Origin of the sequence: Streptomyces avidinii (assembly GCF_045161815.1) — a bacterium.
Taxonomy (GTDB): Bacteria; Actinomycetota; Actinomycetes; order Streptomycetales; family Streptomycetaceae; genus Streptomyces; species Streptomyces avidinii.
In genome coordinates this window covers 6122301-6148415 of record NZ_CP108863.1, presented here as the reverse complement: position 1 = coordinate 6148415, position 26115 = coordinate 6122301, and the positions used below count along the sequence as shown (strand labels likewise).

The 26115-nt window shown below is 70.9% G+C and carries 20 protein-coding genes; 10 read left to right on the top strand and 10 right to left on the bottom strand.

Annotation, left to right across the window (positions count from 1 at the left end):
- The first annotated feature begins 303 nt into the window (after positions 1–303).
- The 6 genes from lpdA to aceE all read left to right on the top strand — a co-directional run bounded on the left by lpdA (position 304) and on the right by aceE (position 13785).
- Positions 304–1692: a dihydrolipoyl dehydrogenase gene (gene lpdA / locus OG373_RS27660; RefSeq protein WP_030772210.1), complete on the top strand. Its 1389-nt coding sequence runs from the start codon at positions 304–306 to the stop codon at positions 1690–1692.
- Positions 1693–1746: 54 nt separating this feature from the next.
- Entirely contained in the window at positions 1747–3573 is a 1827-nt protein-coding gene (sucB, locus tag OG373_RS27655) for a 2-oxoglutarate dehydrogenase, E2 component, dihydrolipoamide succinyltransferase (RefSeq protein ID WP_405441014.1), read from the top strand.
- Between the two features lie 114 nt (positions 3574–3687).
- Entirely contained in the window at positions 3688–5088 is a 1401-nt protein-coding gene (locus OG373_RS27650; RefSeq protein WP_405441013.1) for a lipase/acyltransferase domain-containing protein, read from the top strand.
- The gene (locus OG373_RS27645) at positions 5081–10081 is read left to right on the top strand and encodes an AAA family ATPase (RefSeq protein WP_405441012.1); all 5001 of its coding nucleotides are present in this window, start codon (positions 5081–5083) and stop codon (positions 10079–10081) included. The genes OG373_RS27650 and OG373_RS27645 overlap by 8 nt, the downstream gene beginning before the upstream one ends.
- Positions 10082–10215: 134 nt before the next feature.
- Positions 10216–10839: a GntR family transcriptional regulator gene (locus OG373_RS27640; protein WP_030389064.1), complete on the top strand. Its 624-nt coding sequence runs from the start codon at positions 10216–10218 to the stop codon at positions 10837–10839.
- A 261-nt stretch (positions 10840–11100) separates the two neighbouring features.
- Entirely contained in the window at positions 11101–13785 is a 2685-nt protein-coding gene (gene aceE, locus OG373_RS27635; protein WP_405441010.1) for a pyruvate dehydrogenase (acetyl-transferring), homodimeric type, read from the top strand.
- A gap of 33 nt (positions 13786–13818) precedes the next feature.
- Here the strand turns inward: aceE and OG373_RS27630 are convergent, their stop codons facing one another.
- A complete protein-coding gene (locus OG373_RS27630; protein WP_405441009.1) occupies positions 13819–14487 on the bottom strand; it encodes a hypothetical protein in 669 nt (222 codons plus the stop codon).
- Positions 14488–14662: 175 nt separating this feature from the next.
- On the opposite strand from OG373_RS27630, the gene OG373_RS27625 reads away from it, so the two are divergent.
- Positions 14663–15181 carry a DUF4240 domain-containing protein gene (locus tag OG373_RS27625; protein ID WP_052876275.1) on the top strand — a complete coding sequence of 173 codons (519 nt, stop codon included), beginning with the start codon at positions 14663–14665 and terminating at the stop codon, positions 15179–15181.
- 26 nt (positions 15182–15207) lie between these two features.
- Here the strand turns inward: OG373_RS27625 and OG373_RS27620 are convergent, their stop codons facing one another.
- The gene (locus OG373_RS27620; protein ID WP_405441008.1) at positions 15208–15978 is read right to left on the bottom strand and encodes an SDR family NAD(P)-dependent oxidoreductase; all 771 of its coding nucleotides are present in this window, start codon (positions 15976–15978) and stop codon (positions 15208–15210) included.
- A gap of 86 nt (positions 15979–16064) precedes the next feature.
- On the opposite strand from OG373_RS27620, the gene OG373_RS27615 reads away from it, so the two are divergent.
- Complete coding sequence (locus OG373_RS27615; protein ID WP_398677465.1) at positions 16065–16721, top strand: TetR/AcrR family transcriptional regulator; 657 nt, start codon at positions 16065–16067, stop codon at positions 16719–16721.
- Positions 16722–16777: 56 nt separating this feature from the next.
- Here OG373_RS27615 and OG373_RS27610 read toward each other — a convergent pair whose 3' ends face one another.
- The gene (locus OG373_RS27610; protein WP_405441007.1) at positions 16778–17383 is read right to left on the bottom strand and encodes a hypothetical protein; all 606 of its coding nucleotides are present in this window, start codon (positions 17381–17383) and stop codon (positions 16778–16780) included.
- A gap of 141 nt (positions 17384–17524) precedes the next feature.
- Positions 17525–18934 (bottom strand): type I glutamate--ammonia ligase, encoded by a 1410-nt coding sequence (gene glnA, locus OG373_RS27605; RefSeq protein ID WP_189963674.1) that lies wholly within the window; start codon positions 18932–18934, stop codon positions 17525–17527.
- 185 nt (positions 18935–19119) lie between these two features.
- Here glnA and OG373_RS27600 point away from each other — a divergent pair, with 185 nt between their 5' ends.
- A complete protein-coding gene (locus OG373_RS27600; protein WP_405441005.1) occupies positions 19120–19587 on the top strand; it encodes an RDD family protein in 468 nt (155 codons plus the stop codon).
- 93 nt (positions 19588–19680) lie between these two features.
- On the opposite strand, the gene OG373_RS27595 is transcribed toward OG373_RS27600, so the two are convergent.
- The 5 genes from OG373_RS27595 to OG373_RS27575 form a co-directional block, all read right to left on the bottom strand.
- Entirely contained in the window at positions 19681–20379 is a 699-nt protein-coding gene (locus OG373_RS27595; RefSeq protein ID WP_397739759.1) for a DUF4191 domain-containing protein, read from the bottom strand.
- A gap of 10 nt (positions 20380–20389) precedes the next feature.
- Positions 20390–20587, bottom strand: a complete 198-nt coding sequence (locus OG373_RS27590; protein WP_030010916.1) for a hypothetical protein — start codon at positions 20585–20587, stop codon at positions 20390–20392.
- Positions 20588–20831: 244 nt separating this feature from the next.
- Positions 20832–21779 carry a lipoyl synthase gene (gene lipA / locus OG373_RS27585; protein WP_405441003.1) on the bottom strand — a complete coding sequence of 316 codons (948 nt, stop codon included), beginning with the start codon at positions 21777–21779 and terminating at the stop codon, positions 20832–20834.
- 109 nt (positions 21780–21888) lie between these two features.
- Positions 21889–22689, bottom strand: coding sequence for a lipoyl(octanoyl) transferase LipB (gene lipB / locus OG373_RS27580; protein ID WP_405441001.1), 801 nt, complete (start codon positions 22687–22689; stop codon positions 21889–21891).
- A gap of 110 nt (positions 22690–22799) precedes the next feature.
- Positions 22800–23081 (bottom strand): hypothetical protein, encoded by a 282-nt coding sequence (locus OG373_RS27575; RefSeq protein WP_397739754.1) that lies wholly within the window; start codon positions 23079–23081, stop codon positions 22800–22802.
- A 173-nt stretch (positions 23082–23254) separates the two neighbouring features.
- Between OG373_RS27575 and OG373_RS27570 the strand changes: the two genes are divergently transcribed.
- The gene (locus OG373_RS27570; RefSeq protein ID WP_405441000.1) at positions 23255–24694 is read left to right on the top strand and encodes a regulator; all 1440 of its coding nucleotides are present in this window, start codon (positions 23255–23257) and stop codon (positions 24692–24694) included.
- 63 nt (positions 24695–24757) lie between these two features.
- On the opposite strand, the gene OG373_RS27565 is transcribed toward OG373_RS27570, so the two are convergent.
- Positions 24758–26029: an NAD(P)/FAD-dependent oxidoreductase gene (locus OG373_RS27565; protein ID WP_405440999.1), complete on the bottom strand. Its 1272-nt coding sequence runs from the start codon at positions 26027–26029 to the stop codon at positions 24758–24760.
- Positions 26030–26115 lie beyond the last annotated feature (86 nt).

The window sequence follows — 26115 nt, the reverse complement described above, 5'->3', positions numbered from 1 at the left end:
CCGGCGCCCGCCCGGGCACCCGGGCGGGCCGCTCCGCGTCCGTCTCACGACGAAACCTCAAGGAATCGGTAGGTATCTCCGTAGGTACCTACGGAGATACCTACGCAACGGTAACCGTCGGTCCGGGCAGATCGCCCGATCACATCGTGGGCCCGGCGTCCCGTGTTCCCCCGACAAATGCGAAGATGGGTTCTCGGCAGGACAGGGCCCCCACCACAGGGCCGAAGAAACAAGCGGCCGATTACCAGCCGCCGCCCGGTCACAGAGGACCGGTGCCCGGCGCACATGCATGGAGGACGTGACGTGGCGAACGACGCCAGCACCGTTTTCGACCTAGTGATCCTCGGCGGTGGCAGTGGCGGTTACGCCGCGGCGCTGCGCGCATCCCAGCTGGGTCTGGACGTTGCCCTGATCGAGAAGAACAAGCTCGGCGGCACCTGCCTGCACAACGGCTGCATCCCCACGAAGGCTCTGCTGCACGCGGGCGAGATCGCGGACCAGGCTCGTGAGGCCGCCCAGTTCGGTGTCAAGACCTCCTTCGAGGGGATCGACATCGCGGGTGTCCACAAGTACAAGGACGAGGTCATCTCGGGCCTGTACAAGGGTCTGCAGGGCCTGGTCGCCTCCCGCAAGGTGACCTACATCGAGGGAGAGGGCCGCCTCTCCTCCCCGACTTCCGTCGACGTGAACGGCCGGCGCATCCAGGGCCGCCACATCCTGCTGGCGACCGGCTCCGTGCCGAAGTCGCTGCCGGGCCTGAACATCGACGGCAACCGCATCATCTCCTCGGACCACGCGCTGGTCCTGGACCGCGTCCCCGAGTCGGCGATCGTCCTGGGCGGCGGCGTCATCGGCGTCGAGTTCGCCTCGGCGTGGAAGTCCTTCGGCTCCGACATCACCGTCATCGAGGGCCTCAAGCACCTCGTGCCGGTCGAGGACGAGAACAGCTCGAAGCTGCTGGAGCGCGCGTTCCGCAAGCGCGGCATCAAGTTCAACCTGGGCACCTTCTTCGACAAGGCCGAGTACACCGAGAACGGCGTCCGCGTGACGCTGGTCGACGGCAAGACCTTCGAGGCCGAGGTGCTGCTGGTCGCCGTGGGCCGTGGCCCCGTCTCCCAGGGCCTGGGCTACGAGGAGCAGGGCGTCGCGATGGACCGCGGCTACGTCCTGGTCGACGAGTACATGCAGACCAACGTGCCGACCGTCTCGGCCGTCGGTGACCTCGTCCCGACCCTCCAGCTCGCGCACGTCGGCTTCGCCGAGGGCATCCTGGTTGCGGAGCGTCTGGCCGGTCTCAAGGCCGTCCCGATCGACTACGACGGTGTCCCGCGCGTCACCTACTGCCACCCCGAGGTCGCTTCCGTCGGCATCACCGAGGCCAAGGCCAAGGAGATCTACGGCGCGGACAAGGTCGTGGCCCTGAAGTACAACCTGGCGGGCAACGGCAAGAGCAAGATCCTCAAGACCGCGGGCGAGATCAAGCTCGTCCAGGTCAAGGACGGTGCCGTGGTCGGCGTCCACATGGTCGGTGACCGGATGGGCGAGCAGGTCGGCGAGGCCCAGCTGATCTACAACTGGGAAGCTCTGCCGGCCGAGGTCGCGCAGCTCATCCACGCGCACCCGACCCAGAACGAAGCGATGGGCGAGGCCCACCTGGCCCTCGCCGGCAAGCCGCTTCACTCCCACGACTAATTCGTCACGGGCGCGACGACCACTTCCGCACTTTCGTTAGGAGCAACTGAAACCATGTCGGTTTCCGTAACCCTTCCGGCGCTCGGTGAGAGCGTCACCGAGGGCACTGTCACCCGCTGGCTGAAGGCCGAGGGCGAGCGCGTCGAGGCCGACGAGCCGCTGCTCGAGGTCTCGACCGACAAGGTCGACACCGAGATCCCCTCCCCCGTGTCGGGCATCCTGGCCTCCATCAAGGTCGCCGAGGACGAGACCGTCGAGGTCGGCGCCGAGCTGGCCGTCATCGACGACGGCTCCGGCGCTCCGGCCGCTGCTGCGGCTCCGGCCGCCGAGCCGGCCGCCGCCGAGGCCCCCGCGGCCGCTCCGGCTCCGGTTGCCGAGGCCCCCGCGGCCCCGGCTCCCGCCGCCGAGGCTCCCGCTGCCGCTCCGGCCGCCGCTGCTCCGGCTGCCGCCGGTACCGATGTCGTGCTCCCCGCCCTGGGCGAGTCCGTCACCGAGGGCACCGTCACCCGCTGGCTGAAGCAGGTCGGCGAGTCCATCGAGGCCGACGAGCCGCTGCTCGAGGTCTCCACGGACAAGGTCGACACCGAGATCCCCGCGCCGGTCTCCGGCACCCTGCTGGAGATCCTCGTCGGCGAGGACGAGACCGCCGAGGTCGGCGCCCGTCTGGCCGTCATCGGCGTTGCCGGTGCCGCTCCGGCCGCCCCGGCTCCGGCTGCCGCCCCGGCCCCCGAGGCCGCTCCGGCTGCCGCTCCGGCTCCGGTCGCCGCTCCGGCTCCGGCTGCCCCGGCTGCTCCGGCCGCCCCGGCTGCCCCGGCCGCCCCGGCTGCCCCGGCCGCTCCGGCTCCGGCCGCTCCGGTCGCCGCCCCGGCTCCGGTCCAGGCCGCCGCCCCGGTGGCCGCTCCGGCTCCGGTCACCCCCGCCGCCCCGGCTCCGGCCGCCGCTCCGGCGTCCGCCGGTGACGAGGCCGCGTACGTGACCCCGCTGGTGCGCAAGCTCGCCTCGGAGTCCGGCGTCAACCTGTCCACGGTCTCGGGCACCGGTGTCGGTGGCCGTATCCGCAAGCAGGACGTCCTGGCCGCCGCCGAGGCCGCCAAGGCCGCTGCCGCCGCCCCGGCCGCTGCCGCTCCCGCCGCGAAGGCCCCGGCCGCCGCGGTGTCCGAGCTGCGCGGTCAGACGGTCAAGATGACCCGCATGCGCAAGGTCATCGGCGACAACATGATGAAGGCCCTGCACTCGCAGGCTCAGCTCAGCTCCGTGGTCGAGGTGGACATCACCAAGATCATGAAGCTGCGCGAGAAGGCCAAGGGCGCGTTCCTGGCCCGTGAGGGCGTCAAGCTCTCGCCGATGCCGTTCTTCGTCAAGGCCGCCGCCCAGGCGCTGAAGGCCCACGCGGTCGTCAACGCCCGGATCAACGAGGACGAGGGCACCATCACCTACTTCGACTCGGAGAACATCGGCATCGCCGTGGACTCCGAGAAGGGCCTGATGACCCCGGTCATCAAGGGTGCCGGTGACCTCAACCTGGCGGGCATCTCCAAGGCGACCGCCGACCTCGCCTCCAAGGTCCGCGGCAACAAGATCACGCCGGACGAGCTGTCGGGCGCGACCTTCACCATCAGCAACACCGGCTCGCGCGGTGCGCTGTTCGACACGGTCATCGTGCCGCCGAACCAGGTCGCCATCCTGGGCATCGGTGCCACGGTGAAGCGCCCGGTGGTCATCGAGACCGCCGAGGGCACGAACATCGGCATCCGCGACATGACGTACCTGACCCTGTCCTACGACCACCGCCTGGTGGACGGCGCGGACGCGGCCCGGTACCTCTCGGCCGTCAAGGCGATCCTCGAGGCCGGCGAGTTCGAGGTCGAACTCGGCCTGTAAGGCTCACGCCCTGCGGCAGCCACTCGATACGGCGCCCCCTCCCGGAACACCCTCCGGGAGGGGGCGCCGTCGTCATACGCTGACTGGTCCAGCAACGAGTCGGCGGGGGCACGCATGTCACGCGCACGGGTGATCGATCTTGTGGTGGTACTGCCGGGCATCATGGGCAGCAGACTGGCGAACGCCGACGGCAAACCGGTCTGGGACCTGTCGGGCGGCGCACTGGGCAGGGGCTTGCGCACCTTCGGCGGCTCGGTGAAGAACCTGCGCCTCCCGAACGACATCGGCGACGACCATCCCGGCGACGGAGTGGTTCCCGTCGGCCTCATGCCCGACGTGCACGCCCTCCCCGGCATCTGGCAGCCGATCGACGGCTACACCGACCTGCTGGGCCGGCTGGAGCGCTCCTTCAGCCTGACCCTCGGGGAGAACCTCGTCCCCTTCCCGTACGACTGGCGGCTGTCCTGCCGCTACAACGCGGAGCGCCTGCGCAAGACCGTCGCCCGCTCGCTGGGCCGCTGGCAGGACTCGGCGCCCGAGCGCCGCGACGCCCGGGTGGTCTTCGTCTGCCACTCGATGGGCGGTCTGATCGCCCGCCACTACGTGGAGCTCCTCGGCGGCCACGAAATCACCCGCCGCGTGATCACCATGGGCACCCCGCACCGCGGATCCCTGGACGCCCTGGTCCACCTGGTCAACGGCCTCCGCAAGGGCTGGGGCCCGCTCGGCGTCGACCTGAGCGCCTTCGCCCGCAGCCTGCCCTCCCTGCACCAGCTGGCTCCCGACTACGCCTGCGTGACGGGTCCCGGGGGCCTCGCGCACGCCCGTGACCTGCCGGGCCTGCCCGGCGTCGACCCCACCCTGCTGGCGGACGCAGCCGCCTTCCACGCGGACCTGCGCGGGGCCGGGGCCGAGCGGCCCACGACGGTGCCACTGCACGCCATCACCGGCATCAGCCAGCCGACGCTCACCACCGCGGAGCTCTCGGGCGACACCCTGACCCCGCTCTGGCTGATCGACGGGAACGACGAACGGGGCGACGGTACGGTCCCGCGGCTGTCGGCCCGCCCCACGAACACCGACAACACCGACTACGCGGTACCGGAGTCCCACACCCCGTGCGAGCAGCACGGCTCCCTCCAGAACAACAAGGGAGTACGGGACGCCCTGTCCGGCCTGCTGGGCCACGAGCGGCCCTTCCGCCGGGGCGAGGACGACGACGTCCCGCTGAGCGTCCTGGCCCCCTCCCTCCCCGCCCCGGGCGACCCGTACGAGGTCGCGGTGACGATCCCCGCGGAGATCCCCGACCACGACTCGCTCCACCTCACGGCGGAACTCCGACCGACCGACGGGACGGAGCCGATCCCGCGGACGCTGCGCCCCCTCGGCGAGGGCCGCTACACCACGACCTTCCCGGCACCCGATCCCGGCGCGTACCGGCTGTCCGTACGGGTGACCGCGCGGCCGGAGACGACGGTGACGGCGCTGACGGTGGTGGGAGAAGCCGGTGAGTGAGACCTCCGGGGGAATCCGGGGCACCGCCCTCGGGATCGTGGTCGAGCAGTACGAGAAGTCCGGCCTCCGGCGGCTGACCGGGGCGACCGAGCAGATGCGGGAGCTGTGCGAGCTGCTGGAGGGGCACGGCTACACGGCGAGGATGCTGACCGACCCCGGTTGGAAGGCCGTCCGTGAGCCCGTGCGGGACTGGGCGGTGGACTGGGGGCGCGGCGGGCGCCACGGACCCGCCGTCGTGGTGTGGTCCGGGCACGGGAAGCTGGACGACGGGGAACTGCGGCTCATGCTGGGCGACACCGAGAACCCGGAGTACGAGGGTGAGACGTTCTCGGCCAACGAGCTGACGGCGACGGCCCTGCTGAGCAGGGCGGACCAGGTGTTACTGCTCATCGACACCTGCCATGCGGGCGCGGGGGTCGGCGAGTCCCTGAAGAAGGCACTGACCAAACTGTCCGCGAAGAACCTCCCCCCGGGCCGGTCGGCGTGGCTGGGCGTGCTGGCCGGCTGCCGCCCCCAGGAGGAGGCCGAGGCCGACGGCGTCCTCCTGGAGTCCTTCGGCCGGCTGCTGCGTGAAGGGCCGCAGCCGGACACGTACCGCCACGAGTGGAGCCGCCGCAACGAGCTGATCAGCGGGAGCACGGTCGTCAAGACGCTCCTCGCCCAGTGGCCCGAGGACCTCGGCCAGCGTCCACTCGAGGCCATGACCGGCCTGGACCTGCCGATGTTCGCCAATCCGCTCCGCCGGGCCGCTCCGGAGCCGGAGCTGGTGGAGCACCTGGTCCAGGCGGCCCGTGGGGCCTCCCCGACGGACGAGGGCTGGTTCTTCAGCGGCCGGCGCGGCGTGCTGGGGGCCATCGTGGAGTGGCTGGCGGCCCGGGAGCCCGGGCTGTTCCTGGTGACGGGGAGCGCGGGCAGCGGCAAATCGGCGGTGCTCGGGCGGATCGCGACGCTGTCGGACCGGGAGCACCGGGCGAGCATCATGGCGTACCGGCCGCTCGAGGAGGACGACCCCGACCCGGGTGTGGGATCGGTGCACGTCTCCCTGCACCTGCGGGGCTTCACCGTGCAGCAGCTGGCGGAGGCCATAGCCCGCAGGCTGAACCTGGACCCGCCGCAGACCCCGGCCGCACTGATCGCCGAGGTGGAACAGGGCTGGCCCGGCGCGCCCCCGCACCTGGTGCTGGTCCTGGACGGCCTGGACGAGGCGGCCCCGGACCAGGCCCACCCGATCGTCGAGCAGCTCCTGGCACCGCTGAGCCGACTGGCATCCGTCCTGCTCGGCTCCCGGGACCGCCCGTTCCGCCCGGAGGGGGAACTGCGGGAGCCACTGGACCGCGCGGTGAGCCGCCTGCTGGACGTCCGGGCCCGGGCGGTGGACCTGAACCAGGAGAACAACACCCGGAACGACATCCAGGAGTACGTCCAGCAGCGGCTGGTGTCCCGGGACCTGCCTGCGGAGGACGCCGCGACGGTCGCCCGGGGCATCGCGGGACGCGCGGCTCCCCACACCGGCGGATTCCTCTTCGCCAAGATGGCGACGGACTCCGTGATCAGGCGTCTCGCCGCCTCGCAGGGCGAGGATTGGGATTGGGTGGAGGTCGTTCCGTCGTCCATCAGCACCGCCTTCAGGGAGGACCTGCGGGACGGGCCGAAACGTGAGCGGGGCGGAGAGCTCCTGCCGCGTGCGGCCGAGGACCTGCTGACCGCACTCGCCTGGAGCCAGGGGAACGGCTTGCCGGCCCAGGGAGTGTGGGAGGCGGTGGCCTCGGCCCTCAGCACGGACGGGGTCACGTACGGCCCGGAGGACGTGGACTGGCTGCTCAACGAGTACGGCCGGTATGTGGTCGAGGACACCGACGGTGTACAGGCGGTCTACCGGCTGTACCACCGGGAGTTCATCGTTCACCTGGTGCGGCGGAGCGAACCGGCCGATCCGGCCTATCGCGTGGTCCGGGCGCTGATCGATCTCCTGCGTACTCAGACCGACGACGCCGCGGTGATCGAGAACGCGAACCCTTACGTCCGATGGGGTTTGTCCGCCCATGCGCCCATGGCCGGAGAGCAGGGGATCGACCTGATTCGTGAGCTCGTCAAGGCTCGGGCCGATGTGTTCCGGCCCGATCTCGCTGCGGCACTGAGCAGGATGGCGGTTGTGCTGCGCGCCGGCAGTCTGCGGGAGGCGGCACTCAGCTCGTCGCAGGAAGCCACGGAGCTGTACCGCACCCTCGCCGCCGACAAACCCGCCGCCTACCGGCCCAGCCTCGCGACGTCCCTCAACAACCTCGCCGACCGGCAAGCCGAAGCCGGAGACCTGAACAGCGCACTCACCACCATCACCGAAGCCACCGACCTCTACCGCACCCTCGCCGCCGACAACCCCGCCGCCCACAGGTCCAACCTCGCCGGTGTACTCAACAATCTCGCCATCCGCCAGGCCGAAACCGGAGACCTGAACAGCTCACTCACCACCATCACCGAAGCCGTCACCATTCGACGCACCCTCGCCGCCGACAACCCCGCCGCCTACCGGCCCAGCCTCGCGATGTCCCTCAACAACCTCGCCATCCGCCAGGCCGAAATCGGAGACCGGAACAGCGCACTCACCACCATCGAAGAAGCCGTCACCATCCACCGCACCCTCGCCGCCGACAACCCCGCCGCCCACCGGTCCAACCTCGCCGGTGCGCTCAACAACCTCGCCACCTGCCAGGCCAAAACAGGAGACCGGAGCGGCGCACTCACCACCATCACCGAAGCCACGGAGCTGTACCGCGCCCTCGCCGCCGACAACCCCAGCGCCCACCGGTCCAACCTCGCCACCTCCCTCAACAACCTCGCCAACTGCCAGGCCGAAGCCGGAGACCTGAACGGCGCACTCACCACCATCACCGAAGCCACCGACCTCTACCGCACCCTCGCAATGGACAACCCCACCGCCCACCGGTCCAACCTCGCCACCTCCCTCAACAACCTCGCCAACTGCCAGGCCGAAGCCGGAGACCTGAACGGCGCACTCACCACCATCACCGAAGCCACCGACCTCTACCGCACCCTCGCCGCCGACAACCCCGCCGCCTACCGGCCCAGCGTCGCGATGTCCCTCAACAACCTCGGCAACCGCCAGGCCGAGACCGGAGACCTGAACGGCGCACTCACCACCATCACCGAAGCCGTCACCATCCACCGCACCCTCGCCGCCGACAACCCCGCCGCCTACCGGCCCAGCCTCGCGATGTCCCTCAACAACCTCGGCAACCGCCAGGCCGAGACCGGAGACCTGAACAGCGCACTCACCACCATCACCGAAGGCGCCGACCTCTACCGCACCCTCGCAATGGACAACCCCGCCGCCTACCGGCCCGAGCTCGCCACCTCCCTCAACAACCTCGCCATTCGCCAGGCCCAGACCGGAGACCTGAACAGCGCACTCACCACCATCACCGAAGCCGTCACCATCCGACGCACCCTCGCCGCCGACAACCCCGCCGCCTACCGACCCGACCTCGCCACCTCCCTCAACAACCTCGCCAACTGCCAGGCCGAAAAGGGGGACCTGAGCAACGCGCTCAGCAACATCACCGAAGCCACAGACCTCTACCGCACCCTCGCCACGCAGCACCCGACCGCCCACCTGCCGAGACTCGCGATGTCCCTCAACAACCTCAGCCTCCGGCAGGGCGGCGCCGGGGACCTGAGCAGCGCGCTCAGCACCATCACCGAGGCCACCGACCTCTACCGCACCCTCGCCGCCGACAATCCCGCCGCCTACCGGCCCGACCTCGCCTCCTCCCTCAACAACCTCGCCAAGTACCAGGTCAAGAGCGGGGACCCGCGCAGCGCGCTCAGCAACATCACCGAAGCCACAGACCTCTATCTCAGCCTCGCCGGGCAGCATCCCGCCGCCTACCGGTCCAACCTGACGCTGACCCTCAACAACCTGGCCAGACTTGCCCCGCCCCATGAAGCCGTTGCTGCCTATTCCGCAGCGGAGGAACTGCTCCGCGCCTATCCGCAGGCATCCCGGAGCCTCGGCGTCCAGCGCGCACAGGTCGAGCTCACAGGCATCGATACGAACCTCGGCATTCGCAGCCTCATCGCTCTGTCCCATCCACAGCAGGTTCCCGGAACCCCCGACCCGGCGGCCTTCGAGGCCAGGCTGCGACTGCGGGCGTACCACCACCGGGCCGACACGGCGCACGCATCCCAGGTGGCAGCCCTCTGGCGCGAAGAGACCGGCACCGAGCCCCCGCCCTGGCTGGCCCTCACCCAGGCCGCGCTCGACCTCGCCACCCAGTGGATCAGCTGCCCCACCTGGGCCCACTCCCAGGACTTCTGGCACGCACACGCCGACACGTTGCGATCGGACATGACGGTGTCGGCCCTGAGGGAGCTCGCCCTCGCGACAGAGAGCGCCGAGGTACATCTGCAGATCCTCCGCGTGGCCGAGGAAGCCGATGCCTGCACGGCCTTCCGCCCGTACCTGACCGGAGAGCTGCTGCATGCCTGGATGGGCCTGCCGAACTGGGCGGAGTCCCAGTCCTACCTCACCGACCACCAGGCAGAACTCCTCCAGGAGCAGGCCCGCATCCTCCTCGGCTCCCAGTCGGAATCGCCTCGATCGCTGGTCCACGTGGCCCTGGTCAGCCTCGCCCGCGCGGACGGGATCCCCACTGCCTACGCGTACGTGGCCGACCGGTCCGACCTGCGCCGCCGGATCGAGGAGCTCCTGGCCGCTCCCGAAGTCGCGCCCGAGCTCCTCCAGGCGTCCGCCCTGCTGGAACTCTGCGTCCATCACGGCGAGTTCACCGGCACCGCCTACAACGCGCTGGCCGTCGCCCTGACCGACACCCCCACCGATCCCCCCACCACCTGGCCCCCCGCCGGGCCCGGGGAGCGCGACCGGGTCATGTCCGAGATCGCCGCTCTCATCGGCCGGCACCCCCGGCACGCCGCGGCCCTGGGCGCCCTCCTCCAGAGTCTGCTGGCCGGCTGACCGCCCCCGCCCGCAGCGCTTGTAACCAGCCTCACCCGGGGTCCCCGCCCCGGAACACCTCGCTCAGGGCTGCTCGGCCGTATTGTCTACGCATCGAAGCGATACATGCCCCTACAGGAGATGAAGCCCCGATGATCACCCCACCCGTCGTGCACTCGCTGCGCGAGCAGATCCGCGAGCACATCGTGGAGGGGATCGTCAGCGGGCGCTGGAAGCCCGGCGAGCGGATCGTCGAGCGGCGGATCGCGGTGGAGCTGGAGGTCAGCCAGACGCCCGTGCGGGAGGCCCTGCGCGAGCTGGAGACGCTGCGGCTGATCGAGTCGGCGCCGAACAAGGGCGTGCGCGTACGGAACCTGTCCGCGGCCGATCTGGAGGAGATCTACCCGGTCCGGGCCGGCCTGGAGCAGATCGCGGCCGAGCTGGCCGCCCCGCGGCTGGCAACGGACTGTTCGGCGCTGGAGCCGCACGTGGCGGCGCTGTGGGAGGCCGACCGGACCGAGGACGGGACCGCGCAGGTGCGGCACACCGTCGGGTTCCACCGGGAGATGGTGCGGGCCGCCGGGAACAGCGTGCTGCTGCACACCTGGGAGAGCCTGGGGATCGAGGTCTTCACGGCCCTGTCCATCCGCTGGCTGGGGACCGTCCAGAAGTCGTACGCGGAGGAGCACGCGGCTCTCGTCGAGGCGTTCCGGAGCCAGGATCCGGACATCGGCGTGCTCGTGAAGCGGCATGTTCTGGGGTGCGCCCCGCGCGCCTGACCGCGCCCGACCGCGTCCTGACCGCACCCGACCGCGCCGGACCCCGCCATCTTGTCCCGGTTTGACCGGCACCGCGTGCCTTTTTCGCTGGCACGCGGTGCCGACTTTCGCCGGATGGACGTTTCTTCGTCACTTTCATTTGATCGATCATCGATCAGCGATTTACAGTCGTCGCGGACCTCAACCAGGTCCACCACCCCTGTCCTGCCCGTCAGGGATTTTTTCACCACCTCTCCTTTGTCCGGAAGGCGGCGCACAGCAATGTCCGACCCCGTAGGAAAGCTTCCGAGCGAGCTCGACCAGCTCCCGGACCGCGACACCGAGGAGACCGCCGAATGGGCGGCCTCTCTCGACGCCGTCGCACAGGCCGCCGGTACGCGCCGCGCCGAATACCTGCTCCGCCGCACGCTCCAGCACGCCGAGGCCGCCGGCCTCGCCCTGCCCAAGCTGCTGGAGACGGACTACGTCAACACCATCCCGACCGCCGCGGAGCCCGAGTTCCCCGGTGACGAGGAGATGGAAGCCAGGATCACCGCATGGAACCGCTGGAACGCGGCCGCCATGGTGACCCGCGGCTCCAAGTACGGCGTCGGCGGCCACATCGCCACCTTCGCCTCCGCCGCGTGGCTCTACGAGACCGGCTTCCAGCACTTCTTCCGCGGGAAGGAGGCCGACGGATCGGGCGACCAGCTCTACATCCAGGGCCACGCCTCCCCCGGCATCTACGCCCGTGCCTTCCTCGACGGCCGGATCTCCGAGCAGCAGCTCGACAACTTCCGCCAGGAGTCCGGCGGCAACGGCCTGCCGTCCTACCCGCACCCGCGGCGCCTGCCGTGGCTGTGGGAGTTCCCGACGGTGTCCATGGGCCTCGGCCCGCTCTCCGCGATCTACCAGGCGCGCTTCAACCGCTACCTGCAGAACCGGAGCATCAAGGACACCGCGAACTCGCACGTCTGGGCCTTCCTGGGCGACGGCGAGATGGACGAGCCCGAGTCGACCGCCGCCCTCGCCCTCGCCTCCCGCGAGCAGCTCGACAACCTGACCTTCGTCATCAACTGCAACCTGCAGCGCCTCGACGGTCCGGTCCGCGCCAACTTCCGCGTGGTCCAGGAGCTGGAGGCCCAGTTCCGCGGCGCCGGCTGGAACGTCATCAAGTCGCTGTGGGGCTCCGCCTGGGACGAGCTCTTCCAGCTCGACACCACGGGCGCCCTCGTACGCCGCCTGCGCGAGGTACCGGACGCACAGTTCCAGACGTACGCGACCCGCGACGTGGCCTACATCCGCCAGCACTTCTTCGGCGCCAACGCCGACCTCGTGCAGCTGGGCGGCCTGCTCTCCGACGCGAAGATCGCCGAGTGCTTCCACAGCTCCCGCGGCGGCCACGAGCCCCGCAAGGTCTACGCCGCGTACAAGGCCGCCCTGGAGCACAAGGGCGCGCCGACGGTCATCCTCGCGCAGACCGTCAAGGGCTACACGCTGGGCGCCGGGTTCGAGTCGAAGAACGCGAACCACCAGATGAAGAAGCTGACGATCGACGAGTTCAAGAGCATGCGCGACAAGCTCGACCTCCCGATCCCGGACAGCGCCTTCGCCGACGGCCAGGTCCCGTACGGCCACCCGGGCGCGAACAGCCCCGAGGTCCGGTACCTGAACGAGCGCCGCGCGGCGCTCGGCGGCCCCGCCCCGGCCCGCAAGGTCAAGCAGGTCGCCCTGCCCGCCCCCGCGGACCGTTCCTTCGCCCCGCTGCTCAAGGGTTCCGGCAAGCAGGAGATGGCCACCACCATGGCCTTCGTCCGCCTCGTCAAGGACCTGATGCGGGACAAGGAGACCGGCAAGCGCTGGGTGCCGATCGTCCCCGACGAGGCCCGCACCTTCGGTATGGAGTCCCTCTTCCCGTCGGCCGGCATCTACTCGCCGCTGGGCCAGACGTACGAGCCGGTCGACCGCGACCAGCTGATGTACTACAAGGAAGCCAAGGACGGCCAGATCCTCAACGAGGGGATCACCGAGGCCGGCGCCATGGCCGACTTCATCGCCGCCTGCACGTCGTACGCGACGCACGGCGAGCCGATGATCCCGTTCTACATCTTCTACTCGATGTTCGGCTGGCAGCGCACCGCCGACCAGATGTGGCAGCTCGCCGACCAGCTCGGCAAGGGCTTCATCGTCGGCGCCACCGCCGGCCGCACCACGCTGACCGGTGAGGGCCTCCAGCACGCGGACGGCCACTCGCACCTGATCGCGTCCACGAACCCGGCGTCGCTCAACTACGACCCGGCCTTCGCGTACGAGATCGCGGTGATCGTCAAGGACGGTCTGCGCCGGATGTACGGCGAGACGCCGGAAGACGTCTTCTACTACCTGACGGTCTACAACGAGCCGAAGGTGCAGCCCGCGATGCCCGAGGGCGTCGAGGAAGGCATCCTCAAGGGTCTGTACCGCTTCAACACGGCGGCCGACCTGGCGGAGGCGGCCCCGGCGGCCGACGCCCCCAAGGTCCAGCTGATGGCCTCGGGTACCGCGATCCACTGGATCCTGGAGGCGCAGAAGCTGCTCGCCGCCGAGTGGAACGTGGCCGCCGACGTCTGGTCCGCCACCTCCTGGGGCGAGCTGCGGCGCGAGGCGCTGGAGTGCGACGAGGCGCTGCTGCGCGGCGAGGTCCGCACCCCGTACGTCACCCGCGCGCTGGAAGGCGCCCAGGGCCCGGTGCTGGCCGTCTCCGACTGGATGCGTCAGGTCCCGGACCAGATCAGCCAGTGGGTCGAGCAGGACTACACCTCGCTCGGTACGGACGGCTTCGGTCTGTCCGACACCCGTGAGGGCGCCCGCCGCCACTTCGGTGTCGACGCCCAGTCGATCGTGGTGGCCGCGCTGGCCCAGCTCGCCCGCCGCGGCGAGGTACCGGCGTCCGCCGTCAAGGAGGCAAGGGAGCGCTACGGCCTCTGAGCCGTCCGCGTCCTGCCGGGAGGCGGTCCACCCCTACGGGGGCGGGCCGCCTCCCGGCTTTTCCGCCGCCCTTGCCGCCCCGGCCGGGCCGGCGACGGCTCGGGCCCCGGGCCGACCGAGCCGCCTGAGCACGGTTTCCAGGTGCCGGCTCAGGTCGGCCCGCTCCGCGTCGAGCTGCCATGCGGTCTCCTCCCGCAGCCGTTCGGCGTCCGCGCGCGCCTCGGCCACCAGGCCGGCGGCCCACTTGCGGGCATCGGCGATGACGAAACGGGCCTGCTCGTCCGCGTCCTCCAGGGCCCGCTCCGCCTCCAGCCAGCACCCCTGTGCGTACTCCTCCGCCTGCGCGACGCGTTCTTCGGCCTCCGCCTCCCACTGCGCGAGGTCCCGCGCCGCCCTGTCCCGGCGTTCTCGGAGCTCCTCCGCCAGAGCGGTGGCGGCCCGGGTCGCCAGCACCCGGGCCTCCTCGTGGACGAAGTCGACCTCCCGGAGCCGGGCTGCCGCCTCCTCCTGGGTCCTGCGCGCGGCCCGGTCCGTCTCCAGGGCCCAGGCACGCAGGCCGGCGGCGGCCTCGGCGTCCCTCAGGGCCTCGGCCCGGGCCCGGTCCGCCTGTGCGCGGAGCTCGCAGGCCTCGGCCCGGGCCCGGTCCGCCTGTGCGCGGAGCTCGCAGGCCTCGGCCCGGGCCCGGTCCGCCTCGGTCAGCACCCGGACCGCGTTCTCCGTGGCCTGCCGTCCCAGGGCCCCTCCCGCCCCGCCGTGCCCTGCCGTCGAGTATGGGGCCGCGGCAGCGCGGCGCGCCCGGAACCCGGAAGGACGGAACCAGCCCTTCGACGCACACGCGGTGGCGGCGGCGGGGTGAACCCGTGATGCTGGAGCGGTGATGGACGAGACGGAGTTCTGGGAGATCGTGGACCGTTCCCGCGAGGCCGCCGACGGCGACCCCGAGGAACACGCCGAGCTGCTCGTCGAGCGGCTCGCACAGCTCGATCCGGACTCCGTCCTGGACTTCGCCCGGCACTTCGAGTCCCGGTACAACCGGGCGTACACCTGGGACCTGTGGGGCGCGGCCTGGGTGCTGCTCGACGGGGCGAGCGACGACGCCTTCGACTACTTCCGCTGCTGGCTCATCGGCCAGGGGCGGGAGGTGTTCGAGGGCGGGGTGCACGATCCCGACCAGCTGGCGGAGCTCCTGGGCGACTTCGACGAGGAGATCGACGGGGACGGCGAGGAGCTTGGGTACGCGGCCGACGAGGCGTACGAGCAGCTGACCGGGGCGGTGGCGCCCGATCTGGGTATCCCGCTGCAGGCGGCGGAGCCGGAGGGCGCCCCGCTGGACTTCGAGAACGAAGCCGTGCTCGCGGAGCGCTTCCCCCGGCTGTGGGACCGGTTCCGCGCCTGATCAGTACAGCGCGTGCCGTCGTCTGATCAGTAGTGCGTGCCGCCGTCGATGCGGATCTCCGTGCCGGTGATGAACGCACCGTCCTCGGAACCCAGCATGGCGACGACGCCGGCGACGGTCTGCGGGCCTGCGAAGCCCTGGCCGAGGGCCGGGGCGAGCTTGGTGAAGAGGGACCAGTCGGTGTCCTCCGGCAGGCCGGGGCCGTTGCCGGTGGTCATCCCGCTCTCGATGGAGCCGGGTGCGACGCTGACGAACCGCAGTCCCTGCTTGCTGTACTCGGCGGCCAGCGCGTGGGTCATGGACTGGATGCCGCCCTTGCTGGCCGCGTAGGCGGACATGTAGGGGTGGGCGAAGGACGCCGAGGTGGAGCTGAAGTTCACGACGGCCGGCCGGTCGCCGGCGAGCAGCGCCGGGAGGGACTCGCGGATCATCAGGAAGGTGCCGGTCAGGTTGACCCCGATGACCTGGTTCCACAGGTCGAGCGTGGTCAGGTGGGTGTGCGCGGAGCGCAGGATCCCGGCGGCGTTGACGAGTACGTCGATCCCGCCGAGGGCGTCGACCGCGGCGGCCACACCCTCCTTGACCGCGTTCTCGTCGGATATGTCGAGGAGCGCGGTGGTGAGCCGGTCCGCGTGGCCGTCGGCGGCTGCCCGGTCGGCGGTGGCCTTCAGGCCGGCCTCGTCGACGTCCACGGTGTGGACCCGGCCGCCCTCGGCGAGGATGCGGTGGACGGTGGCCCGGCCGATGCCGGAACCACCGCCGGTGATGAGGACGCGACGTCCTTCGTAACGGTTCATGGCGCGAGCGTACCGAAGGCATGACACGTTTTGCCATGATGACAAAGAACGTAATTTCCGAGGTGGACGGAAGGTACGCTTCAACCGTGAGATCCCCTCGTCCGTACTCTCCCCAGGCCGGCCCCGGAGCCCAGTCGCTGACCGAGCGCCGCAAGGCCGCCACCCAGCTCGACATCGCCCGCGCGGCCTGCGAACTGTTCGCCGAGCACGGCCCCGACGGCACCACCGCCGAGGACATCGCCCACCGCGCGGGGGTGGCTCTGCGCACCTTCTACCGCTACTTCCGCAACAAGCAGGAAGCCGTGGCCCCGCTGCTGGCGGGCGGCGGCGACGCCTGGCGCGCACTGCTCGCCGAGGAGGATCCCGGCACACCGCTGGGCGAGGCGCTGGAGCGCGCGGTGACCCGGTCGCTGAGCGGACAGCAGGCGGTCGAGGAGGGCCTGGAGGTGACCCGCGGCCTGCTGCGCGCGGCTGCGGACGACCAGGCCCTGCGCGCGGTCTGGTACCGCGTGAACCAGGACTCCGAGGAGAACCTGGTCCCGGTGATCACCCGCCTGGTGGGCCCGGAGGCCGACGCCCTGGAGGTACGGCTGCTCGCGGCGGCGGCCACGGACGCGATCCGCGTCTCGCTGGAGCTGTGGTCGACGACGGACGCCCCGGTCTCGGGTCCCGGCTCCCCCGCGGAACTCGCGGTCCGCTGCCTGCGGGACCTCACAGGGGCGATGCCCCTGCTCCTGGACTGAGGTCCGGAGCAGAGGCATCGTCGGTCGGGCCCGAGGCCCTGGGTTTCCCGTGGGGTTCAGCGGCCACCCCAGCCGCCGCCGCCGTCGCCGCCGTCGCCGCCACCCCCGCCGCCGCCTCCGCCATTCCAGTTGCCGCCGCCACCGTCGCCGCCACCGCCGCCCCAGTTGCCGCCGCCGTCGCCGCCGTTCCCGCCGCCGCCACCCCAGTTGCCGCCGCCGTTGCCGCCGTCACCGCCGCGACCGCCGCCCCAGTCACCGTTGCCGTTGCCCCAGTCACCGTTGCCGCCACGACCGTTGCCCCAGTCGTTGTGGTTGCCCCAGTCACCGTTGCCACCGCGGCCGGAGTCGTTCCAGTTCGACCAGTTCGAGTCACGCCAGCTGGCGTCGCGCCAGTAGTTGTTGTCGCGCCAGTTGTCGTTGTATCCGCCGACACCGCCCTGGTCCCAGCACCAGCTCGGACGGTCGCGCCAGTCGCGGTCGCAGCACCAGTTCCACCGGGCGTCGGAGCGGTTCGAGGGGTACCGGTAGCAGTCGTAGCCGCCGTTCCCGCCACCGCCGCCACTACCCGTGACGACCGAGGCCGAGGCGCCGGCGACGGGCAGCAGACCTATCGCGATTCCCGCGGCGCCCGTCATGGCTGCCGCAACGATCTTACGGCGCATTCTCATGCACCTCCGCACATGTCTCGCTTATGAGGCTTTTAGGTCATTTCCACCCTCACTCGCCCATGCGGCCCTGTCAAAGCGGAAAGGCCCCCTGCCGCTCTCCGTGGAGAGTGACAGGGGGCCTCCCATCAGGCATTTCTAGAGGTCGAAGTACAGCTCGAACTCGTGCGGGTGCGGGCGCAGCGCGATCGGGGCGATCTCGTGCGTGCGCTTGTAGTCGATCCAGGTCTCGATCAGGTCGGGGGTGAAGACACCGCCGGCCAGGAGGTACTCGTGGTCCTCCTCCAGGGCCTTGAGGACGTCCTCGAGGCTGGTCGGGACCTGCGGGACGCTCGCGTGCTCGTCGGGCGAGAGCTCGTAGAGGTCCTTGTCGATCGGCTCCATCGGCTCGATCTTGTTCTTGATGCCGTCGAGGCCCGCGAGCAGCAGCGCCGAGAAGGCGAGGTACGGGTTGGACGACGGGTCCGGGGCGCGGAACTCGACGCGCTTGGCCTTCGGGTTCGAGCCCGTGATCGGGATGCGCATGGCGGCGGAGCGGTTGCGCTGCGAGTACACCATGTTGACCGGCGCCTCGAAGCCCGGGACCAGGCGGTGGTAGGAGTTCACCGTCGGGTTGGTGAACGCCAGCAGCGACGGGGCGTGCTTGAGGATGCCGCCGATGTAGTAGCGCGCGGTGTCCGACAGGCCCGCGTAGCCGGCCTCGTCGTAGAACAGCGGGTCGCCGTTCGCCCACAGCGACTGGTGCACGTGCATGCCAGAGCCGTTGTCACCGAAGATCGGCTTCGGCATGAAGGTCGCGGTCTTGCCGTTGCGCCAGGCGACGTTCTTCACGATGTACTTGAAGAGCATCAGGTCGTCGGCCGCGGCGAGCAGCGTGTTGAACTTGTAGTTGATCTCGGCCTGGCCGCCGGTGCCGACCTCGTGGTGCTGGCGCTCGACCTGGAGGCCCTGGGCGTCGAGCTCCAGGGAGATCTCGGCGCGCAGGTCGGCGAAGTGGTCGACCGGGGCTACGGGGAAGTAACCACCCTTGTAGCGGACCTTGTAACCACGGTTGTTCTCCTCGGAGCCCGTGTTCCAGGCACCGGCCTCGGAGTCGATGTGGTAGAAGCTCTCGTTCGCGGAGGTCGCGAAGCGCACGCTGTCGAACACGTAGAACTCGGCCTCGGGGCCGAAGAACGCGGTGTCGGCGATGCCGGTGGAGGCGAGGTACGCCTCGGCCTTCTTCGCGATGTTGCGCGGGTCGCGGCTGTAGGCCTCGCCCGTGATCGGGTCGTGGATGAAGAAGTTGATGTTGAGCGTCTTGTCCTTGCGGAACGGGTCCAGACGCGCGGTGCTGATGTCGGCACGCAGCGCCATGTCGGACTCGTGGATCGCCTGGAAGCCGCGGATCGAGGAGCCGTCGAAGGCCAGCTCCTCGTTCGGGTCGAACGCGCGCCCCGGGATGGTGAAGTGCTGCATCACACCAGGCAGGTCGCAGAAGCGGACGTCAACGAACTTGACGTCGTTCTCCTTGATGTACTGCGTCACTTCGTCGGCGTTCTTGAACATCCAACTCCTCCTACTCCCGGCCCCGGGGCAGGGACGGGCTTTATAGCTCGTGGTGCGTCAGTGCGGTGCCGCACGCTGACCCGACCATAAGCAGACGGGATTTCCCAAGCATGACCCATTTGTTTCGCACAAGTTAACCAGGGTCCGGGCGGAGGGCCGTGCGGCGCCACGGGTACCGTGTTCGGGTGGACAACAGACAGGCAATCGGATCCTGGCTCTCCGGCCCCCGCGCGGCCGCCGAGGACATGGGCGTCGACTTCGGCTATCCGGGCCAGCAACTCGGCCTGCCCCAGCAGGGGCCCGGCTCGGTGGCGCGGTTCGGGCGCCGGCTCGGCGCCGTCGCGATCGACTGGATCGGCTGCCAGCTGATTGCCTACGGGCTGATCACCGGCGGCAACCTGGCCGCGGCGGGCAACTGGACCCTTGGGCTCTTCGTGGCCCTCACCATCCTGACGGTCGGCACCGTGGGCTTCACCCCCGGCAAGCGGATCCTCGGCCTCCGGGTGGTCTCGGAGGCCGGTGACCGCCTCGGCATCGTCCGGGTGGTCCTGCGCACGGTACTGCTGGCCCTGGTCGTCCCGGCGCTGATCTGGGACCGGGACGGCCGCGGCCTGCACGACCGGCTGGCCCGCGCGGTCCAGGTCCGCATCTAGGACGAAGACCCGGACATACGACACAGGGGTGCCCCCCGAGCCCGCGGGCTCGGGGGGCACCCCTGTGTCGTATACGAAAATCAGGTGACCGGGTCAGCGCATCTTTCCGCCGCGCGGCATCTTCATGCCCTTCGGCATGGGGCCCTTCGGCAGCGGCATGTTGCTCATGAGGTCACCCATGGCACGCAGCTTGTCGTTGACCTCGGTGATCTGCGGTCCGGCCAGCACGCGCGGCAGCTTGAGCAGGGTGGTGCGCACCTTCTTGAGCGGCACCTCGCCCTCGCCCGTGCCCACGATGAAGTCGTGGACCGGCACGTCCGGCATGATCCGGGCCAGCTTCTTCTTCTCGTTCGCGAGCAGCGGCTTCACGCGGTTCGGGTTGCCCTCGGCGATCAGCACGACGCCGGCCTTGCCGACGGCCCGGTGGACGATGTCCTGCTGTCGGGTCATCGCGACGGCCGGGGTGGTCGTCCAGCCCCGTCCCACGTTGTCCAGTACGGCCGCGGCCGCTCCCGGCTGTCCTTCCATCTGCCCGAAGGCGGCCCGCTCGGCCCGTCGTCCGAAGACGATCGCCATCGCGAGGAACGCCACCAGGAATCCCAGGATGCCCAGGTAGAGCTCGTGCCCGATCAGGAAGCCGATCGCGAGAAAGACACCGAAGGTGACGATTCCCACGCCCGCGACGATCAGACCGACCTTCGGGTCGGCCTTGCGCGTCATCTTGTACGTCAGGGCGATCTGCTTCAGTCGCCCGGGGTTCGCAGCAGTCTCTGCGTTTGACTTCCTCGCCATACAGCGAAGTTTACGTGGCCTGCGGGGTTCGGGTAGCCGCAGCCTCAAGTACATGTTCGGTTTCGACCCGATCCTTGGCCCGCTTGCGGTCCTCCAGGACCGCCGTCCAGGCGTTGCGGCGGGCCCCGCTCATCAGCAGGGACTCGATGCCCCGGAAGGCGTCGGAGAGCGTCGGGATGGCAATGGCGCGTACGGGCGCGGCCTGCATGATGTCGATCCCTTTCACGATGCTCGCCTCGGCGTGATGCGAGCGCTGTGTGCGGTGCGTGGACCAAGCGTCACTGACTGGTGTTACCAGGGCGTGACCGGTCGGTCAAATGTGATGTACACGTTGCAAACACTGACGCGGCCCGCCGGACTCTTCTTCGAAAAAGAGCCTAGGGGCCGCGTCGATGCGGTATTACTCGTTAGTAATGTTTTGTGCGCGACTTCACACGTTCGTCGCAAGCGAGTCAGACAGTCGCGCGCTTCTCCATCGCCTGCTGGTACAGGCGGCCCGCCCGGTACGAGGACCGGACCAGCGGGCCGGACATCACGCCGGAGTAGCCGATCTCCTCGGCCTCCTTCGCCAGCTCCACGAACTCGGCCGGCTTCACCCAGCGCTCGACGGGGTGGTGCCGCGGCGAGGGCCGCAGGTACTGGGTGATGGTGATGAGCTCGCAGCCGGCCTCGTGCAGGTCCTTCAGGGCCTGCGAGACCTCCTCGCGCTCCTCGCCCATGCCGAGGATCAGGTTCGACTTGGTCACCAGGCCGTAGGCGCGGGCCTTGGTGATCACCTCGAGCGAGCGCTCGTAGCGGAAGCCGGGGCGGATCCGCTTGAAGATCCGCGGCACCGTCTCGACGTTGTGCGCGAAGACCTCGGGGCGGGAGGCGAAGACCTCCTCCAGCAGCTCCGGGACCGCGTTGAAGTCGGGGGCCAGCAGCTCGACCTTGGTGTGGCCGGTCTCGCGGCCCGCCGTCTGCTGGTGGATCTGGCGCACGGTCTCCGCGTACAGCCAGGCGCCGCCGTCGGCCAGGTCGTCGCGCGCGACGCCCGTGATGGTGGCGTAGTTCAGGTCCATCGTGACCACGGACTCGCCGACGCGCCGCGGCTCGTCACGGTCCAGCGCCTCGGGCTTGCCCGTGTCGATCTGGCAGAAGTCACAACGCCGGGTGCACTGGTCACCACCGATGAGGAAGGTGGCCTCGCGGTCCTCCCAGCATTCGTAAATGTTCGGACAACCGGCTTCCTGGCACACCGTGTGCAGTCCTTCGCCCTTCACCAGGGCCTGCATCTTGGTGTACTCGGGACCCATCTTCGCCCGGGTCTTGATCCACTCGGGCTTGCGCTCGATGGGGGTCTGGGCGTTACGGACCTCCAGGCGCAGCATCTTGCGTCCGTCGGGTGCGACTGCGGACACGACCGGCTCCCTGTGACTTCGATTGTTCGGGCGCCCACCAGGGTACGCCCGTAATTTCGTACGCTCTTACGTCGGCCAACCTGCGAGCGACCGGCCGCATTCCCGACGGCTAGGCGCCTGCGACCGGCTCGATTTCGCGGGGGCGCAGCTCGGCGTGCTCCAGTACGGCCTTCAGGTGGCGCTCGGCCACCGGCAGCACCTCGGCGATGGTGATCTCGCGACCCAGCTCGTAGGAGAGCGAGGTCACACCGGCGTCCCGGATCCCGCACGGGATGATCCGGTCGAACCAGGTGCTGTCCGGGTTCACGTTGATCGCGAAGCCGTGCATCGTGACGCCCTTGGCGACCCGGATGCCGATGGCGGCGAGCTTGCGGTCCTCGCGGCGCTGGCCGGCGTTGGACGGGGCGTACTCGGGGCCGTTCAGCCGCGCGTCGAACTCCTCGTCGTGCAGCCGGGGGTCGAACTCCAGGGAGAGGCCGCCGATCGCGGGGCGCTCCTCGACCGGGTCGCCCAGGACCCAGACGCCGGAGCGGCCCTCGACCCGGGTGGTCTCCACGCCGAACTCGGCGGCGGTGCGGATCAGGGCCTCTTCGAGGCGGCGGACGTGTGCGACCACGTCGACCGGGCGGGGCAGCTTCATGATCGGGTAGCCGACCAGCTGGCCCGGGCCGTGCCAGGTGATCTTGCCGCCGCGGTCCACGTCGACGACGGGGGTGCCGTCGAGCGGGCGCTCGCTGGGGTCGGTGCGCCGGCCGGCCGTGTAGACCGGCAGGTGCTCCAGCAGCAGGCAGGTGTCCTCGATCTCGTCCGCGAAGCGGGCGGCGTGCACCCTGCGCTGCTCTTCCCAGGCCCGGGTGTACTCGACGGATTCCGGCCCGAAGCCCAGATGGACAAACCCAAGCTCAGCCACCGCAGCGCCTCCTCATTGAACCTGCTGTGTGCACGTACCTCACCGAGCCAAGGGTACGGCGGCCCGTCCGGGCCCCATCAGGCCCCCTTCGAACCGCCTCCGGGGGCCCTTCAGGGACCCGGCGCGGGCTCCACCGGGGGCCACGGCAGCTGCTTCGGCCGGCGCCGTCCCTTGGGCCGGTCCGGGTCCTCGTCGGCGCGCGGCAGGCGCCGGTGGCCCTCCGAGTGGTCGTTGACCCAGCCGCACACCCCGCACGCGTACCGGCCGTCGAGCCCCGCGATGTAGGTGCCGCAGCGCCGGCACTCCGCCTCGGTCAGTTCGGGCGGGGACAGGGGGGCTGTGGATTCGGTTCGCTCCTCGGGGAGGTGCGCCCCGTGGGGCCGAGGGGTCATGGGCCGCAGCGTACGCGGGCGGAGGGGTCCGGTCCGTAAAGGGCCCTACGCATTCTGCACACGATCGGATGAATGTAGGGCAGAGAGGGCGGCATCGGCGGAGTTCGCCGCTACATTCACGCCGTTCACAGGGCCGGGACCCCGGTCCGTCACGTCAGGAGACCGTGGAGCCGATGACGGAACGACCTGCCCAGCGCGTCCCCAACCGGCAGCTCGCGGCGCTGATCGCGGAAGCCGGGTTCTCCAACGCCGGGCTCGCCCGCCGTGTCGACCAGCTCGGCCTGGAACACGGTCTCGATCTGCGGTACGACAAAACCTCGGTGACCAGATGGCTGCGCGGGCAGCAGCCACGCGGCACCACCCCCGCGCTGATCGCCGAGGTGTTCACGCGCCGCCTCGGACGGCGGCTCTCCGCCCAGGACCTGGGCCTGGACGCCTGTGCGCCCGTCTACGCGGGCCTGGAGTTCGCGGCCACCCCCGAGGAGGCCGTCGACATCGCGAGCGGGCTGTGGCGCAAGGACTCCGGCTCGCACGCCGAGCTCCGGAAGATCGCCTTCACCCCGGCCGGGCTGGTCGTGCCCAGCCGCGACTGGCTCATCGGGCGGGCCGACGAGCGGGTCGGCCGGGGCACGGAGCCCTCGGCGGCCCGCGTCCCGCTGCAGGGGCGGGCCTCGGTGCCCCGGCAGCGGCAGATCGACCGCGGCCCCGGGCAGCGCGTGACCGGCGGGGACATCGCAGCGCTGAGATCGGTGAGCGAGCTGTTCCGGACCCTGGACCAGGCCTACGGCGGCGGGCACGCCCGGCAGGCCCTGGTGCGCTACCTGGAGCACGAGGCCGAGCCGATGCTCCGCGGGACCTACGGGGAGACCACCGGGCGGCGGCTGTTCTCGGCCGCCGCCGATCTGACCCGGCTCGCGGGCTGGACCTCGTACGACATCGCCGCGCACGGGCTGGCCCAGCGGTACTTCGTGCAGGCGCTGCGGCTCGCGCAGGCGGCCGCGGACCGCCCGTACGGCTCGTACGTGCTCGTCACCATGAGCCGCCAGGCGGTCTACCTCGGCCACGGACGCGAGGCCGTCCAGCTGGCCCGGGTGGCCCAGCAGGGCGTCGGCTCCGGGCCGCCGCCGGTGGTCCAGGCGCTGCTCCACTCGGCCGAGGCGCGCGGACACGCGGTCCTCGGCGAGGTCCGCGCGTCGACCGCCTCCCTGGTGCGGGCCGAGCGGGCGCTGGGCGCGGCCCGGCCGGGGGACGACGTACCGCACTGGGCCCGGTTCTACGACGAGGCACAGCTGGCGGACGAGTTCGGGCACTGCCACCGGGACCTCCAGCAGTACCGGGCCTCGGCGCAGCACGCGGAGCGGTCCCTGCAGCTGCGGGCGCCCGGGTACGCGCGGTCCCGGCTGTTCTGCCGGGTGGTGCTGGCCACGGCCCGGCTGGGGCTGGGCGAGCTGGACCAGGCGTGCGCGCTGGGCGCGGAAGCGGCGCAGCAGGCGATGGAGATGCGGTCGGTGCGCGCGGTGGAGTACGTACGGGACTTCGAGCGGCGGCTGGAGCCGTACCGGGACGCCTCGGCCGTGCGGACCTACCGGGACCGGGTGGCGGCCCTGTCCTGAGCGGGCGCGCAGCAGGGGCCCGGTCCCGTGGCGGGACCGGGCCCCTGGGGGCGTCTGTGGTTCTCAGGCCGCCACCGGAAGCGCGGGCTCCGGGACGACCGGGAGCGGGATGCCGAAGTCGCGCAGGACGGCGCCGGCGGCGCGGCGGGCCGAGTGCAGGGCCCCCTGGACGGTGTTGGTGTCGCGGTGGTCACCGCACACGTACAGCCCGGCCAGTACCCGTACCGGACGCCGCAGGTCGTAGGGCGGGGGCATCGCGGGGACCGCCTCCGGGGTGTGGTGGACGGCCAGCAGCTCCCACTCGCGGGTGGGGGTGTCGTAGAGCCGGGCCAGCCGGGAGGCGACCGAGCGCGCGGGCGGCGGCGGGCCGAGCACGGTGGTGGTGACCAGGCTCCGGCCGGCCGGGGCCCTGGTCGGGTCGACCGCGCTCATCACGGCCGTGTGGGCGACGGGCCACCTGGGGTCCCCGTCCAGGAGCAGCGAGCCGTCCCGGGACAGGGGTGCGTCGGTGGCGTGGTGCAGGACGGTGACCTCGTGGAAGGCGGGCACGCGCAGGCCGGGCAACAGCTCGGCGGCGGCCCGCGCTCCGGTGGCCAGGAGGACGGAGCGGCAGCGGAAGTCGCCGTGCTCCTCGGTGGTGACCAGGTTGGTCGCCACCGACCGGACCCGGACCCCGGTGCGTACGGTGCCGGGCGGCAGGGCGGCGGCGAGCAGGTCCGGCAGGGCCGCCGCGCCGCCCTCGGGCACGGCGAGCCGGCCGCGGGCGAAGGTGCGCAGGGCCAGGTCGGCGACCCGGCTGGAGGTGGTGAGTTCCGGGTCGCGCAGCAGGGTGGCCAGGAGCGGGCGGAGCGCCCCGTGCAGGGTGCGCGGCGGCAGCCCGCGGGAGCGCAGGGCGGCGTACGCCGTGCGTTCGGGCCGGGCGAGCAGCTTCTCCTCGGGCAGCGTGGCGAGCCGGCCGAGGGCGGCGCTGATCCGGGCCTGGTCGAGGGAGCCGCTGGCCAGGGCCCGGGCCGGGGTGAGGACCCCGACCCGCAGCTGTTTCCCGTCGGTGTGGACGAGGACTCCCGGTGTGAACGGTCGCAGGGTCAGGTCCTGCAGACCGGGGGTGCGTTCGAGCTCCGTGTACGAGGTGTTGAGCAACTGGCCGATCCGGTCCAGCCGGAACCCGTCGGCGGACTCCGTGGCCATCCGCCCGCCGGGGTCGTCCGCGGCCTCCAGGACGGTGACCGTGACTCCTGCTGCGATCAGGTGCTGCGCTGCCGCGAGTCCTGAGACTCCGGCTCCTACGATGACGACGTCCGCATGGTGTGCGGCATGGTGTGCGCTGCTGAGCACGTGCCCCTCCCCGAGGTCGGCGCGGCTGTGTGGGGATCCTCCTTCCCCCAACCGGTTAAAGGGGAACCCGAGTTCGGTGTGGTATT